Below are 15,696 nucleotides of genomic sequence, written 5' to 3'. Positions count from 1 at the left end.
CCATCGAGCACGGTTTCGGCGCCACCGGGCGCACCCGGTCGAGCGGCATCCAGATCGTACCAGCCGGTTTGGTCCGGGCCGGTGGACACGACGAGGCACACCGTGGATGCAGTCACGGTGTGCCTCGCGCGCCCATCATGGGACTTTTACAGCCCCATGAGGATTGCGTTCTGCACCGCGGGCACGAAGCCCAGCGTGCCGGCCAGCATCAGGCCGACCCCGAGTCCGACGTGCCGGTGCCGATTCCACCAGCCGACGGGGCCGACGCGGGGCTCGTGACAGCGCGCGATGGTGTCGTCGTCGGTGGCGTTCTGCTCGTAGTAGCCGAAGCAGACCGGTGCGGAGGCGGCGTCGAGCAGCCCGGCGAAGGGGGCGGTGCTGCTCGGTGCGGATCTCGTCTCGAACATGATCGATCTCCTTTGCAGGTCGGGATCAGCTGATGGCGTCGGTCCAGGGATCCATCAGGGTGTTGTAGACGTCCCTGGTGAAATCGCCGCGGCCGACCAGGTCCCCGAGCACCGCGGCGGTGACCGCTCGGTTGATCGTGCTGAGCGCCCCTACGCCACCGAGGGAGGCGAGCAGCCCGCCGAAACCCTCGGCACCGCCCGAGATGGCCGGGGTAATCGACTGTCCGGCAATCAGTCCCGCGATCTGAACGGCACGCGTGCGGCCGAACTCCTTTGCCGTCACGGCCGCGATCGCCGCGGTTTGGGTGTCGGCGGTCGAGGTACGGAAGCTCGCCAGCAGCCGCTCGATGCTCTCGTTGGCGGATGGGCCTGCCGTGAGCCCGGCGTCCTTGTTGGCGTTGAGTTTCGCCAGCTCGTCGGGGGTGAGCTGGGCGGCGCGTTCGACGATCCGCACGACATCACGCCACTGGGGGCCGTAGAGATACTCCAGGTGCAGGGCTGGGTCGGAGGTATCGAAGTCGGCTTCGGCGTTGTTCGTGTCAGGGTTCATCATTGACTCCGAGTTCGTTGTAGGAGAGGGGGTTTCGGTTCGATTCGTGCTCATACGGACACCGTGACCAGACGACGGTCGTCCTGGTTGGTGGTGCGCCCGTCCGCCGCGCCGATGCCGACGAGCGGGAGCTCGGCCTCGGCCGCCGCGGGCTGCGGGGCCAATGCCTTCTGCAACGAGGCGATCAGATCCTCGAGGCTCGCGGTGTCCTGGATGTCGTCGAGGAACTGGGTTCCGGTCGGGGTCATGCCACTGTCGGAATCCCCGCGCTCGGTGTTCTGGTCGCGCCAGGCCCGGATCGCGGAGATGAGGTAGGACTTCAGATCCGGGATCGACAGTCCGACCAGCGGCACCACCACGATGACCGCCAGCAGGAGCAGCGGCAGCACGACCACCATCGGCAAGAACCCACCGGCCAGCAGCAGTGTCGCCGTCGCGGCCAGCAGCAGCGGAGCGCCGAGCAGTGCCGCCCCGCCGACCAGCGCCGCACCGCCCACCGCCGCCGCCAACGCGGCCGCGCCGAGTGCGGCAGCAGCGCCCACCGGCACCGCTATCGTCAACAGCGTCGCCAGCAGTGCCAGCGTCAGCAGAACCGCCAGTGCCGCAGGCACTCCCAAGGCGACCAACGGCAGCCCGATCACCGCCACCGCCACCGCCACCGCACCGGCCGCGATCACCGAAGCCGCCACAGCGGCGATCGCCAGCAACGGCAGTGCCGCAAGCGCCAGCGCCAGCAACCCACCCGCACCGAGCAACGCGACAACCGCGCCGAGCGCAATGGCACCGACCACCAGAGGCGCAATACTGAGCGCCGCCAACGCGACCGCACCCGCAGTCAGCAGCGCGACCGTCGTCAGCACCGCACCAACCGCCAACGCCCCCAACACCAGCGGCGTCGCCACCGCCAGCGCGGCAATCGTCACGGCGACAGCCAGCGCAAACGCACCGAATGCGATCAGCCCGGGCGCGGCCAGCGCGGCAGCCACAGCGGCTGCGACCGCACCTAGAGCACCGAGTGCAACCAAACCCGGCAGAGCCAGCGCCGCAACCGCACCGAATGCCAAGGCTCCCAACACAATCGCTGCCGGAATACCCAGCGCGGCGGCCGCACCGGTGGCAAGCAACGCGAGTGTTCCGATCACCGCACCGATGCCCAACGCAATCAGCACAGGCAAGGCCAGCGCAGCGAGCCCGATCAGCGCCGGCGACGACAAGGCCGCCAGCGCAACCGCACCGACCGCTAGCAGCGCACCAATCGCGAGAACGGCACCCACGGCGAGCGCACCGAGCACAACCGGCGCCGCCGCCAGAGCGAGCGCCGACAGAACGGCAGCACCGGTGGCAAGCAGTGCGCCGGTTCCGATGACTGCGCCAATACCCAACGCGCCCAACCCAACCAGCACCGGCAACGCCAACGCAGCGAGGCCGATCAGCACCGGCAACGCCAGAGCCGCCAGCGCGACCGCGCCGACCGCGCCGACCACCAGTAGCGCACCCGTCCCGATAGCCGCACCTACTGCGAGCAACACCGGCACGGCAACTAGAGCGAGGGCGGCGAGAGCGAGCCCAGCTGTGGCAAACAGTGCGCCTGTCCCGATGGCAGCGCCAACAGCCAAGGCGCCCAGCACAAGTAGCACCGGCAACGCCAGAGCCGCCAGCGCGACCGCCCCGACCGCTAGCAGTGCGGCCGTCCCAATAACTGCACCCACCGCGAGCGCACCGAGCACAACCGGTGCCGCTACCAGAGCCAGCGCCGACAGAACGGCAGCACCCGTAACAAGCAGTGCACCTGTCCCGATAGCCGCGCCAATAGCCAACGCGCCCAACACAACCAGCACCGGCAACGCCAGAGCAGCGAGGCCGATCAGCACCGGCAACGCCAGAGCCGCCAGCGCGACCGCGCCGACCGCCAGCAGTGCGCCCGTCCCGATAACAGCACCCACAGCGAGCAACACCGGCACCGCAACCACGGCGAGCGCGGCGAGGGCGGTGAGGGCACCCGTGGCGAGCAATGCGACTGTTCCGATAACTGCGCCAATAGCCAACGCGCCCAACACAAGCAGTACAGGCACTGCCAGCGCGGCAAGCGCAAGGCCGCCGAGCACGATCGGCACTGCGAGCGCAGCGAGAGCGGTCGCGGCGACCAGACCGCCGAGCGCGGCCAGGACGGGTGAGCCGAGGACTGCGGTGATTACGAGCGCGGCGAAGGCCAAGCCGGCCAGGATGACCAGCGTGCCGACGGCGAGTCCGGCGAGGGCGACCACCGAAGCGGTCACCGCGGCGGCGACCACGACTGCTGCGACCACTGCGATGGCGGCGAGGGCGACCAGCGCGGGAATTCCGGTCCAGCCCGCCAGCAGCACTACTGCCACCGCACCGAGGGCCAGTACGCCGAGGGTGACGGCGGTGCCGAGGGCGATCGCGCCGAGCGCGGCCAATCCGGTGAGGGTCGCCGCGACGACCGTGACCACGGCGGCCAAGGCCAGCGCGGCCAGCCCGATCGCGTTCGCAACACCGAAGACGGTCAACGCGATCACCGCAGCTAGAGCAAGCGCACCGAGTACGACCGCCCCGACCAGACCGATCGCCGCGAGCGCGATCAGTGCGGGCACGCCGGTCCAACCGAGCAGCAGCACCACAGCCACTGCGGCGAAAGCCAGCACCAAGGTGGTCACCACACCGGCCAGCCCCAGCGCACCGAGGGTCACCGTCCCGGCCAGGCCCAACCCGAGCGCACCGAGCACGACCACTGCGACCACAGCCAGCGTGGCCAGCGCAACAGCCCCGAGGCCGAGCAGCACCGGCGCAGCTACCAATGCCAGCGCGACCGCGCCGAGCGCCAACGCGGCCAGCGCAACCACGCCTGCGGCAATCAGCGCCCCGATCCCAACTACAGCAGCCACCGCCAGCACCGCGAGCACTATCGGCGCCGCAACCACCGCCAGCGCGGCAAGCACAGCCGCACCGGTAGCAAGCAGCGCCACCGTCCCGATAACAGCGCCTATTGCCAACGCGCCCAATACCGGCAGCGCCAGCGCGGCAATCGCCAGCGCACCCAGTACAAATGGCGCGGCAAGCACGGCAAGCACCACAGCCGCGACCGCAAGCGCGCCCAATACGAACGGCGCGGCAAGCACCGCGAGTCCTACCGCAGCGACAGCCAGCGCCGCTAGCACCCCCAATACCGGCAGTGCCAGTACCGCGAGCGCGACCACAGCGGCGATCGCGAGGGCGGCGAGTACGAACGGCGCCGAGACGACTGCGAGCGCGATCAGTGCCGCCACTGCGCCCAAGGTGACTACCGCGGCGACTGCGCCGAACGCGAGCAGCGCGGGTCCGCCGAAGACCGCGATCACGACCAGCGCGGCGAAAGCCAGTGCCGCAAGGGCGATCACACCACCGACGGCAAGGGCAGCGAGCGCGACCACTGCCGCGACAACGAACGCGGCCACCACGGTCAGCGCGGCCACCACACCCGCCGCGACAACGATCGCCGCGACCGCAGCGATGGCGCCGATGATGAGCAGCGCGGGCAACCCCGTCCAACCCAATACGACGAAGACGATCACCGCGGCCAGCGCTAGCACCCCGAGCGTGGCGGCCACCCCGAGCGCGATGGCACCGAGCGCGATCACCGCAGGCAACCCCAATGCGAAGAGCGCAGCCAACGCAGTAAACGTGACCGCACCGATCACGATCAATGCGGCCAGCGCGAGCGCGGACAGCGCGATCGTCTCCACCACAGCGAACACCGTCAGTGCCACGACCGCAGCCAGGATCAACGCACCGAGGGTCACGACGCCGACGAGTGCGAGCGCGGCGAGCGCGATCAACGCGATCGGCCCGGTCCACCACAGCGTCAGCACCACCACCAGCGCGGCGAAGCCGAGCACAGCCACCGTCGCCACGGCGGCAAGTCCCAGCGCGCCCAGCGTCACGATTCCGGCAAGGCCGAGGCCGACCAGACCGAGCACGACCAACGCAGGCAACGCCACGGCAGCGAGCGCGATCCCGCCGAGCACCACCAGAACCGGCAGCGCGACAACAGCCAGCACGACTCCGAGCACGATCAGCGCGGGCAAGGCCACCGCGGCGAGCACGATGCCGCCGACCAGCAGAGCGCCGATGATCAGCGGCGCGGCCAACAGCGCGACGGCACCGATCGCCAGCGCAGCAACAACACCGACGATCACTACCGCGGCAAGCACCGGCAGCGCCAGCAACGGCAAGGCCGCCTCACGCCGAGAGTTGATCAACCCGCTGTCCAGCACCAGGTTGCGGATCTCCGTCAGCACCGGTGCGAGCGCGGTACTCAGCGAGCCGACCGGATCGGCGATGAGCTGCCTGATCCCTTCGGCCAAGCCTTGCAAGGGATCTGCGCCACCCACGGTCTGTCCGAGCATCGGCGTGAGCAGATCGCGCAGCGCCTGGGTCGGGTTCGGCCCATCCTTCGGGAAGTCGAACAGCGTCTGTGCCTGGTTGATCAGGTCCTCGATCGGCGAGCTGATCGGGTCCCGGCGCGTGCCTGCGTGTTCGATCGCCTGATTGACGAAGGCGAGCATGTCTTCGACGGGCCCACGCAGCGGCCCGCTCGGAAAGGTCTTGTCGGCCCAACCGGCCAGCTGCTGGAGATCGACACCGGTGCTGATCACCTGTTCCGCAACGGCCGCCATCTCGGTGACCTGCGAGGGAACGAAGCCGAGCGGGCTAGCCGCAGGAGTAGCACCGGGTATCGGGGCGGCAGGTCCCGGCTGCGCAGCGGGTGGCGCCGGGGGTGTGGTGAATCCGCGAATCATGCTGCCCGCGTTTTCGGCCGGAGTGCCCGCGGTGACGTTGTCCAGCGCGTTCAGCGCCTGATCCACCATGTCCTGCCCGGCGGGACCGAAATTGGTGGCGACGTTGCCGAGTTCGGGCACGGCGGCACCGATGTCCGGCACGGATGCGCCGAACTCGGTGATCGCCCCGCCGATCGCGTCCCCGAGGCCGGGCACGGCGGAGTTCAAACCGGGGACGAACTCACCCGGATTGGTCGGGATCGGCGGAAACGCGGGCGCTTCTGCCGCCGCCCGGCCGGTCGACACCATCACCGTGGCCAACGAGGCAAACGCGGCCGCCGCGTAAAGGCCACGACGATTCCGTTTCACTGCCTTGCGATGCTTTGCGCCTTGTTTGGTGATCCTGGAACGCTCGTGAGTTACCGACATGAGGAACCTTTCGATCGAACAGGAATGCAGCGAGGACCCAGCCGAGAGCGCCTGGGCATGCCGAGCTCGGAGCGAGCTCGCTGAACGAAAAGGAGTGGGCGGGTCAGACCGGGCCGTATTCACCGGTCGCGCACACCGCCCGGGACCACCCACCATTGGCACCCACGGTGGTCCCGATTCGGGTGTGCAGTACGCCGCCGATATCGCGGCACCGGATGTACGCGTGCTGTCCGACCCCTGCCCCCGGTTCACAGGTGATCGTGAGCTGGTTCGGCACCGCGTAGTCGGAGCTACATCCGGCGGGCGGCGGGTCGGCCGCGGCCAGGCCCGAGACGAACGCGGAGCAGACGATGGTCGGCAAGCACACCACAGCTAATAGCTTGCAACTGCTGGTGATGTTCATGCGATCAGAGTCGGGCCGCCGAGCAAACCGCGTCAACCAGCAAACCGGACGGCTTTCCTATCCTCGCAGCTCACAGCGCGTGGACGACTAATCCCACGCGGATTATCGTAACCAAAAACTGACAATCAAACTCTTGACAGACGTCGCCACGATAGGCTCGGCGCGCTCTACCCAACTAGTTCAGCGATCTTCTAGCAACACTCATTCAAGCTGCCATTCGCCGTCATTGAGAGGTCCCGAACCACGCCTCGGAGCCCGTTCGCGGCTAACGCGCGCAGCGCAGCGCGCGTCTCGAGCAAGTGACCACAGGGAAAAACCCGCACCCGACGTGAGTCAGGTGCGGGCCACCCCTCGACTTCGGCGGCGCTTCGTCGAAATCCGACTACAACGCCCGATCTTTGGTCTCCACCAACGCCTTGGTGCAGAAGAAACTCACCAGCGCCAGACCGGCCATCATGTAACCGATCGCATTGCTGCCATAGGCCGACGCGAGCGGCGTGGCGATCAGCGGCGGAATCGCACCGCCGAGCACCCCGGCCAAGTTGTAGCCGAGCCCAGCGCCGGTGTACCGATAGCGGGTCTGGAACATCTCCGGCAACAGCGCCCCGCACGGTCCGTACGCGACACCGAAGATCGCCAGGGTGGTCAGCACACTGATCACGAAGGCGGGACGAGAACCGCTGTCGAGCAGCGGGAACAGCGCAAGTGACCAGACCACCGCGAGCCCGGACGACACCATGATGACCAACCGGCGACCGAGCCGGTCCGAGTACAAGGCCGAAAGGACGATCGCCGCACCGAATACCACCGCGGCCGCGATACCGACGGTCAGCACGAACGGGCGGCTGAAGCCGAGGGTCTTGGTGCCGTAACTGGTCAGGAATGCGGTGCCCATATAGAAGAAGGCGAACAGAATGGCCAGCGCGCCTGCGGAAAGCAGGATTTCCTTGGTCTGGAATCGCCACGCTTCGAGGAACGGCAAACGCGCGGGTTCGGGGTCGAGTGCGCGTTGGGTCGCGTTGGCCCGGAATACGGGAGTCTCGTCGATCGCCAGCCGCACATACAACCCGATACCGACCAGCACGATGGAGAAGACGAACGGGATCCGCCAGCCCCAGTTCAGGAAATCGTCGTTCGTATCACCGAACAGCGTGCCGGTGATCAGGAAGGTCGCGCTGGACAGCGCGAAGGCGAAAGCGGGCCCGATCTGCGGGAACATGGCATAGAGGCCGCGTTTTCCGGGCGGTGCGTACTCGGCCGTCAGCAAAGTGGCGCCGGCCCACTCGCCGCCGACGGCGAAGCCTTGACCGAAGCGCAGTAGCACCAGGATCAGCGGCGCCGCGACGCCGATGGTGGCCGCGCCGGGGAGCAGGCCGATCAGCAAGGTGGAGATACCCATCAGCAAGAGCGTCGAGACGAGGGTCTTCTTGCGGCCGATCCGGTCCCCGAAATGCCCGAAGACCATGGCGCCCACCGGCCGTGCGACGAAGGCGACGGCGAAAGTCGCGAACGAGGCGACGGTGCCCGCCGTCGATCCGAGCGCCGGAAAGAACACCTTCGGAAATACCAGCGCTGCCGCGGTCCCATAGATGAAGAAGTCATAAAACTCGATGGTCGTGCCGATACAGCTGGCGATGGCCACCCGCCGCACACTGGTGCGGCTCGTCGTCACCGTGGTCCGTTCTGGCGACAGTCTTTTCATACGGTCCTCATCTCGTGCACCCTGCGCTGTCCACGCGGGACGCGGGGTGAGTGGGACCATAGTGATGCAGGTCACTAGCCGGCTACCCCTCAAAGGGGGTGGTCGCACTGCCAAGGAGGCAACCGCCGTCGCTGATGGCGACGGCATCGTGCGCGCGGACAACGGGGCTGTGCGCAATGCGGTGTCGGGTAACGCATCGCGATTTGCACATTTTCTTCGATAATGCCCACGCGATGTGAAACCCCTTCGTTCTTTTGAACTCCGAACAACAAGCGTGACAGCGGAGCATACCGAGAATTGAGACATGCATCCCGTTGCGCGCAGCCATATTTCATGGCCTGCGCAATTGCAATCAACCCCTTCAAGATGGGGCGTGACCTGCGGTAACAAGCTATCGGCGATGTCACGTATGCGCGGCCTCGCCAGTCGAAATGCGACCCGGCCAGAATTCGCGGTAAATGTCAACAACTTACGCGACGTCAGGCCCCCGAAAAAGGCCGGTATGGTCGGCTCCATGGAGTGGAACTTTATTGCGGCTGAACAACTTTTGGCGGCGTTGCGGGCGGGCGAGGTGACGTCGGTGGCACTCACCGACGAGGCGATCGCTCGAATCGAACGCGACGACAAGCTGATCAATGCCATCTGTGTGCCGGACTTCGATCAGGCGCGGAAAGCCGCCCGCGCGGCCGACGAGGCGCGCGCCCGCGGCGAGGATCGGCCGTTGCTGGGTATTCCGGTGACGGTCAAGGAGTCGTACGACATGGCCGGCCTGCCCACCACCTGGGGCATGCCGGAGCACCGGAACTATCGACCGACCGAAGACGCGGTACAGGTGTCCCGGCTCCGGGCCGCAGGCGCGGTGATTCTCGGCAAAACCAATGTGCCGCACACGTTGCGAGATATCCAGAGCTTCAACGAGATCTACGGCACCACCAACAACCCGTGGGATCACACTCGCACGTCGGGTGGATCCTCCGGCGGCTCCGCGGCGGCCTTGGCGTCCGACTTCGGCGCGCTGTCCATCGGCTCGGACATCGCCGGTTCGTTGCGTACGCCCGCGCATTTCTGCGGCATCTACGCACACAAACCGACCCTCGGGCTGGCCGCGACCCGCGGCCTGGTCGCGCCGCCCGCATCCGCATTGCCGGTCGAGCTGGACCTCGCGGTTGTCGGCCCGATGGCGCGCACCGCCCGCGACCTCACGCTGCTACTCGACGTGATGGCCGGACCGGACCCGCTGACACTCGGTCTGGCTTACGACTTGAAACTGCCACCCGCGCGCCACGATCGGCTCAGCGACTTCCGGGTGCTGGTCCTCGACGACCATCCGGTCATTCCCACCAGCTCCGCTGTGCGAGCGGGCGTGCAAAGAGTCGCCGACGCGCTGATCGAGGCGGGCGCCCGCGTCGAACGGCACAGTCCGCTGCTACCCGACCTGACCGAGGCCGCGACGCTCTACATGCAGTTGCTGATGTCCAACGTCGCTGCGAGCCATACCGCGGAGGCGTATGAGCAGCTGGTGCACCAGGCCGCCGGACTGAGCGCGCAGGACGAGAGCCTCGATGCGGCGCGATTCCGCGCCATGGTGTTCAGCCACCGCGAGTGGATCGAGGCGGACAACCGTCGCGAACTGCACCGCCAGGGCTGGCGGCAGCTCTTCGGCGAGTTCGATGCGGTGGTGTGTCCGATTACGCCCACCCCCGCATTCCCGCACGACCACAACGGAGGTATCGAGGAACGGCGGATCGATATCGACGGCGTCAGCTACCCGTACGTCGACCAGCTCGTGTGGGCCGGCGTAGCCACCATGCCCGGCCTGCCAGCCACCGCTATCCCGGCAGGCCGGTCCCCCGAGGGCTTGCCGGTGGGCGTGCAACTCATCGGCCCGATGTTCGAGGACCGCACGCCGCTGCGGCTGGCCGAACTGCTCGAACAGCAGATCGGCGGCTTCCAGGCACCGACGGGCAGCAACACGTAGGCCGTGTCCGCGCGCGGATGGCGCGGTCCCGCCGGTAGCGTTGGCGTCCATGTCGAGCGGTGGCAGCAGTACCACAGCAATCCTGGCCGCGCTGGGCGCCAACGCCGGTATCACGCTCGCGAAGTTCGTCGGCGCGGTGCTGACGGGTTCGTCGTCGATGCTGGCCGAGGCGATGCATTCGCTGGCCGATACCGCCAACGAAGCCCTGTTGCTGCTGGGCAAGCGGCGGGCCGCCCATCCGCCGGATGCGGTGCACCAGTTCGGTTACGGCCGCAATCGCTACTTCTACTCGTTCGTGGTCGCGCTGGTGCTGTTCACCATGGGTTCCCTGTTCGCCATCGATGAGGGCATCACCAAGATCCGCCGTCCCGAGGAGCTCAGCTCGCCGGTGGTCGCGATCGCCATCCTGCTCATCGCGATGGTGTTGGAGACCTTCAGTCTGCTCACCGCGCGGCGCGAATCGCAGCCGCTCAAAGGGCGTGGCAGTTGGTGGCAGTTCATCCGTACGTCGCGCAATCCCGAGCTGCCGGTGGTGTTGCTGGAGGACAGCGGGGCGCTGGTCGGGCTCGCCTTCGCGTTCACCGGTGTCGGATTGACCGTGCTCACCGGCGACGCACGCTGGGACGGCGTCGGCACCCTCGCCATCGGCATCCTGCTCGGTGTCATCGCCGTGGTACTGATCGTGGAGATGAAGAGTCTGCTCATCGGCGAGGGTGCCACGCCCGAAGAGGATCGCGCCATCCGCAGCAATCTCGTCGACGACGCCCACTTCGACCGCGTAATCCACCTGCGCACCGAATATCTCGCGCCTGATGAATTGCTCATCGCCGCGAAGATTGCCGTCCGGCCCGGCCTGACCATCGAAGACGTCGCCATCGCCATCGATGCCGCCGAGGCCCGCGTCCGCGCCGCCGTCCCCGCGGCCGGTGTCATGTACCTCGAACCCGACCTCTACCGTCCTGACCATCCCTGAACTCACTGCGACACAAACGATCCCTGCCTTCCCGCACAAAATGTGTCGGTCCCCTGTGTCAGGCTTCCTTCTGGAACAACCTGGCCGGAGGAGATCGATATGGCCGCGACCGACGACAAGCCCGAAGTACGACTAGTTGCGCACTGCCGCCGATGCCACGGCTGGCTGGTGTCGCCGGAATCGGTGTCGCAAGGGATCGGTCCGACGTGTGCGGTGCGCGAGCGGGCGGATCAGCGCGCCGCGGCGGCACGGGAGTTGACGCTGTTCGATATCACCGCGTCGGCGGCGTAGCTTCGGGATCCCCCAGTTCACGACAGGAAGATCGGCCGATCCACCTCGGGAATCCAGCAGTCGGCGGCCATATCTCGGTTGCAACTACTGCGGAAGTGCGCGATGAAGGGTGGGAGACCCGGATGGGTATTGGTGGTCTCCCAGAGCAATGCGTGGGGGTACGCCGGGGTCGGGTCGGTGATCGGGAGTCGTCGAATATTGGGGTTCCAGGGAGCGATGAAGCCATCCCCGCTGAACGTCGCCAGCGTCTCCGAGCCGGCGATGCGATCGAGCATGGCGTCGAAGCCCGCCAGCTTCTTCGCGTCGGAGCCTGCTTCGGTGCCTGGATCGGTGACCACCGCAATCCCGCTGAACTCAGCCAACTCTCGATAGAAGTCGGCCCACTCCGAGGGCACCGAAGCGCCGGGCACCCAGATCGGATGCGGCACGATATCGGCCAGTGACACCGTCGAACGACCGGCCAGCGGATGTCCCCGGCCGACCAGCATGTGCAGCGGTTCCACGTACGCCGGCACGACACCGATGCCGGACGGCAACGGCCGCGGCCCACCGTGCGGCCGAGCGAACGCCCCGTCCGCACGCCCACTCACCAAGGCGTCCCGCGAGGTGACGAACGCGTTGGACAGCACGATCTCGACATCCGACTCCGGATGCCGATCCAAGTAATACTGGATCGACCGCGACGCCACCTGCCGCTCCCCCAGAATCGCGAGACGCAACGGTCGCGGTTCCTGCCGCACCGAGGCGACCGTCTCGTCCGCGGCCACCAGCAGCGACCGAGCGAACGGCAACATCGTCAACCCCGCGGCAGTCGCCTTCCCCGCCCGACCGCGATCGAACAGCCGCACCCCGACCTGACTCTCCAGCTTGGCAATACGCTTGGACACCGCCTGCTGCGTAATGCCGAGCATCGTCGCCGCATGACCGAATTGCCCCTCGTCGACGACGGTCACGAACGCCCGCACGGCCGCCAGATCGAGATCCGCCACGAAGTCTCCTTGTACGCCAGTTGGTTGCGGAATCGTAGCGTTGCGGTTGTTCGTCTATCAAGCGATCGGCTAACGCCCGGTCTGCCCACTTTCCTGCGGGCCTGCACATTTACAGCCGTGAACCCAGCCAGAAGGCTCAACCCGGGCTTCGAAGCCGCCCCTAATGACACAACCGATGGTTGTGCCGATGCGGACAGTTGGTTGTTCGACCACCCTGCCGCTAGTTCGCTTCGCTTCGACGGTCCACCTGCGAACGGAACTCGTACCCTTCAAGAATGGTCGAAACATATTCCGACACACCGGTATCAGCCGAGACGCGGACCGTCATGATGGACGACGGCCAGTTCTATCTGACCGGCACCGCGGACACCAGCGAGGAGCTCCCCGAGGTAGTGGACCGCGCGAGCGATAACGGGCTGTACGCGATTACCGCAGGCGGCAACATCGTTGTCCTGAGCCCACATCAGTACAACTTCGCGATGCGGGTCGATCTCGAACTGTTCGACCGGCCCCAGCATCCGGATCGGGCGGACTGGCAGGTGGTCATCGATGAGACCACCACCATCGATGACCGAGGTGAGTTGTGGATCACCTCGGCCACCAGTACTTCCGACGTCCCGGTCACGATCGCTCCCGGTACCTATCACATCGAAATCAGCGGGCGCGGGCTACGTTTCGTCGGTCAGCCCGACTCGACCAGACCCGGCGATGTGTGGCGCGTCCGGATGTGGCCCGCCGACGCGAACGCCGTGTATCCGCCCCCGCAGCGTTGGCCCTGACCCAGTCGCCGAGCACTTTCGGCTGGCACCAATCCAATACACAGCTGGACAAGCGATCATGGGGAACCAGTGCAGTTGGCCTCTCGGCCGATGCTGACACCAGTTCCTCCTGATCATCCGACCAACGGTCGGCTCAGCGCTGGCGCCAGCTCAGGGGGCCCGGCAGGTCCACGTTGTTCTTCCTGGTGCGCGAGTTCCATGACCACGGGCCGATTTTGATGCCCCACGAGGACAGGCCCGACTGGGTGAAGTTGAATTTCAACGGCCCGAAGGACTTACGTTGACGGTATTTGAAGGGCATGGGAAACCTCTCTAACTCTCCCCCAGGATAACCGACCGCGTTGTCCCCTATGGCTTTCGCTGGTCAGCGCACCGGTTTCAGCACGTCTTGCGCACGTAATCGGGCTCACCCGGAGTGGACACCTCGACGTCACGGAGCACGATGCTCAGCTTGTTTCCGTACTCGGCGCACGCGGCCGCCAGTCCGGACTCGGTGTACTCGATGTCGATGACATTGTTGTTGTACGCCCTGGCGTAGTCACCGCATTCCTCGAACTCGCCACACTCCTCGGCGACCGCGAAATCCAGTCCGGCAGCGGTTCTTTGGTCGAGGAGTTCGGCGGCGTTCTTCTGGCCGATGGCGAGGCCGCGGTCGTGTGAGTACTTGGCGAGCAAGGCGATGAAGGCGACCGCCTGGTCGGGGGCGAGCAGTCCCTTGGAGCGGTCGTAGCTGTCGTAGTTGTCGACTTCGACGGCGTTGAAACGCTTGTCGGCGCAGCCGCCGATCCACTGGTTGACCTTGTCGGCGATGCGGGTGCGCTTGTCGGCGGTGCGGATGTCCAGCAGCGCCTCTTTCCACCGCGTGTCGTAGACGATCTTGCCGTCCTTGTCGCGCAGCAGCAGATCGGCCGGCCATTCGTTTTCCGCGCCGGGCTGGACCTGAAAGCCGTTGACGTAACAGATGTTGTAGAGCCCGCCGGCCGGTTCGACGCTGTGGTCACGACTGACGACGGTGACGCCGGGCGGCGGCGCGTACGGGCTGGTGATCTGGTAATCGAACCCCGCGTTGACCGGTGGCAGGGTGATCGCCGGTGCGGCGCCCGCGGTACCGGCCTGCTGCCCGGCGAGGCAGGAGGCCGCGGCGACGAGCACCGCGACGGTGGTCGCCCAGCGGCGGCGGATGCGTGCGATGGAAGTGGTGCTCACAAGACCCTCGTTCCCTGGTGACGGCTACCACCCGAAGGACATCACCCGGCCACCGCCCCACCCACGCACCGTGCCGAAAGCCCTTCAGGCACAGCCAGATACAACCACTCCCGGCCGGTCCCGTCAACGCCCGGGATCGGGAGTAGTGGGATGCCCTGCGCGACAGCGGCTTACCGAATCCGGTCTCGGCCGGCCCGGCACACGCGCCCAGAGACTGACGAAGTCAGTCCGCGGCGCGCATGGATTCCATGGCGGCCGCCAGGATCTGCCGCGCGTTGTCACCACTGAGGACGCTGAAGTGATTACCGGGCACGTACCGCAGATCAAGGTGCGGCGTACGGCTTTCCAGTCCGTCGATCAACACCGGCGTCTCCAGGAAGTCGTCAGTCGGATAGAAGACCTGCAGGACCGGAATATCGATGTAGTCGTACTGCGGTTCGGTCAGATGCGGCCACATCGCCTGCCGGTATCGCTCCAGCCCGTCGGCGTCGTCGTCGACGTTCGTGTGCAAACCCCCACCAGGCATCTCCGGAGCCATCAGTGCAGCCATCACACCCAGTAGCTGAACCGGAATACCGGTGCGCACCGCGGCGTCCGGCAGCACCGGAATCTCGATTCCCGCCAGATAACTCAACACCGCGACTTGCGCGGCCCACTGACCGGTCAGCTCCGGTTTCTCCCGCGGCACCCGGCGCAACGCGTTTCCCGCCAGATCCGCCGAGGGGAATCCGATCACCGACATCGAGGCGATCCGGCCGGGATGCATGGTGTTGTACTGGCTTCCGATGAACGGCCCCCACCCGTCACCGAAGATGTGCACGCGACGCCCGGGGGCGGTCTGCTCCAGCACCGCGCCCAGCTCCCCCGCCAGATTCTCCATCGAGTAGGCGCCCGGCCTGCGGTCGTGACTCGTGCGGCCCGCCCCGTGCATATCCCAGCGGACCACATGAAATCCGTTCGCGGCCAGCTGTTCTGCCATCGGCACCATCAGGCTGGAGTCGCCCGGCCAGTCCCCGGTCATCATCACGGTCGGGGCGTCACCGTCCGGTCCGTATTCGAAGAACGACACCGGGAAGCCCTGGTATTCGACGAATCCCGGGCGACCCGAGTCCTCCGGGTCCGCCTGCGCGCTGCCGGCCGGGCCGACCACTGCCAGTGCCACGACAGCGAGCAATGCCGTACTCCTGAACAGCCGCATCGTGCAGCCACCTCTC

The 15,696-nt window shown here is 66.8% G+C and carries 13 protein-coding genes; 4 read left to right on the top strand and 9 right to left on the bottom strand.

The window, feature by feature from the left end; translation table 11 throughout:
• Positions 1–146: 146 nt before the first annotated feature.
• The 5 genes from DBO33_RS16370 to DBO33_RS16350 all read right to left on the bottom strand — a co-directional run bounded on the left by DBO33_RS16370 (position 147) and on the right by DBO33_RS16350 (position 8,266).
• Positions 147–407 carry a hypothetical protein gene (locus tag DBO33_RS16370; RefSeq protein ID WP_107655808.1) on the bottom strand — a complete coding sequence of 87 codons (261 nt, stop codon included), beginning with the start codon at positions 405–407 and terminating at the stop codon, positions 147–149.
• Positions 408–432: 25 nt separating this feature from the next.
• Complete coding sequence (locus DBO33_RS16365; protein WP_159080299.1) at positions 433–957, bottom strand: hypothetical protein; 525 nt, start codon at positions 955–957, stop codon at positions 433–435.
• A gap of 50 nt (positions 958–1,007) precedes the next feature.
• On the bottom strand, positions 1,008–6,161 hold the full coding sequence (locus DBO33_RS16360) for a hypothetical protein (protein WP_107655806.1): 5,154 nt from the start codon (positions 6,159–6,161) through the stop codon (positions 1,008–1,010).
• Positions 6,162–6,264: 103 nt separating this feature from the next.
• Entirely contained in the window at positions 6,265–6,564 is a 300-nt protein-coding gene (locus DBO33_RS16355; RefSeq protein WP_159080298.1) for a hypothetical protein, read from the bottom strand.
• Positions 6,565–6,946: 382 nt separating this feature from the next.
• Positions 6,947–8,266 (bottom strand): MFS transporter, encoded by a 1,320-nt coding sequence (locus DBO33_RS16350; RefSeq protein WP_107655804.1) that lies wholly within the window; start codon positions 8,264–8,266, stop codon positions 6,947–6,949.
• A gap of 514 nt (positions 8,267–8,780) precedes the next feature.
• Between DBO33_RS16350 and DBO33_RS16345 the strand changes: the two genes are divergently transcribed.
• The 3 genes from DBO33_RS16345 to DBO33_RS16335 all read left to right on the top strand — a co-directional run bounded on the left by DBO33_RS16345 (position 8,781) and on the right by DBO33_RS16335 (position 11,508).
• On the top strand, positions 8,781–10,244 hold the full coding sequence (locus DBO33_RS16345) for an amidase (RefSeq protein ID WP_107660328.1): 1,464 nt from the start codon (positions 8,781–8,783) through the stop codon (positions 10,242–10,244).
• Between the two features lie 49 nt (positions 10,245–10,293).
• Entirely contained in the window at positions 10,294–11,217 is a 924-nt protein-coding gene (locus DBO33_RS16340; protein WP_107655803.1) for a cation diffusion facilitator family transporter, read from the top strand.
• 99 nt (positions 11,218–11,316) lie between these two features.
• Positions 11,317–11,508, top strand: coding sequence for a DUF6011 domain-containing protein (locus DBO33_RS16335; protein WP_107655802.1), 192 nt, complete (start codon positions 11,317–11,319; stop codon positions 11,506–11,508).
• A 17-nt stretch (positions 11,509–11,525) separates the two neighbouring features.
• Here DBO33_RS16335 and DBO33_RS16330 read toward each other — a convergent pair whose 3' ends face one another.
• Positions 11,526–12,497 (bottom strand): LysR family transcriptional regulator, encoded by a 972-nt coding sequence (locus DBO33_RS16330; RefSeq protein WP_107655801.1) that lies wholly within the window; start codon positions 12,495–12,497, stop codon positions 11,526–11,528.
• Positions 12,498–12,772: 275 nt separating this feature from the next.
• On the opposite strand from DBO33_RS16330, the gene DBO33_RS16325 reads away from it, so the two are divergent.
• Entirely contained in the window at positions 12,773–13,276 is a 504-nt protein-coding gene (locus DBO33_RS16325; protein ID WP_107655800.1) for a hypothetical protein, read from the top strand.
• Positions 13,277–13,409: 133 nt separating this feature from the next.
• Here DBO33_RS16325 and DBO33_RS16320 read toward each other — a convergent pair whose 3' ends face one another.
• From DBO33_RS16320 to DBO33_RS16310, 3 genes are all read right to left on the bottom strand, one after another.
• Positions 13,410–13,577, bottom strand: coding sequence for a DUF4236 domain-containing protein (locus DBO33_RS16320; RefSeq protein ID WP_107655799.1), 168 nt, complete (start codon positions 13,575–13,577; stop codon positions 13,410–13,412).
• 77 nt (positions 13,578–13,654) lie between these two features.
• Complete coding sequence (locus DBO33_RS16315) at positions 13,655–14,482, bottom strand: endo alpha-1,4 polygalactosaminidase (RefSeq protein WP_234390874.1); 828 nt, start codon at positions 14,480–14,482, stop codon at positions 13,655–13,657.
• A 223-nt stretch (positions 14,483–14,705) separates the two neighbouring features.
• Positions 14,706–15,680 carry an alpha/beta fold hydrolase gene (locus DBO33_RS16310; RefSeq protein ID WP_107655798.1) on the bottom strand — a complete coding sequence of 325 codons (975 nt, stop codon included), beginning with the start codon at positions 15,678–15,680 and terminating at the stop codon, positions 14,706–14,708.
• Between the last annotated feature and the right edge of the window lie 16 nt (positions 15,681–15,696).

It is taken from the genome of Nocardia suismassiliense, assembly GCF_900269665.1.
Taxonomy (GTDB): Bacteria; Actinomycetota; Actinomycetes; order Mycobacteriales; family Mycobacteriaceae; genus Nocardia; species Nocardia suismassiliense.
This window is presented reverse-complemented; position numbering and strand designations above follow the sequence as displayed.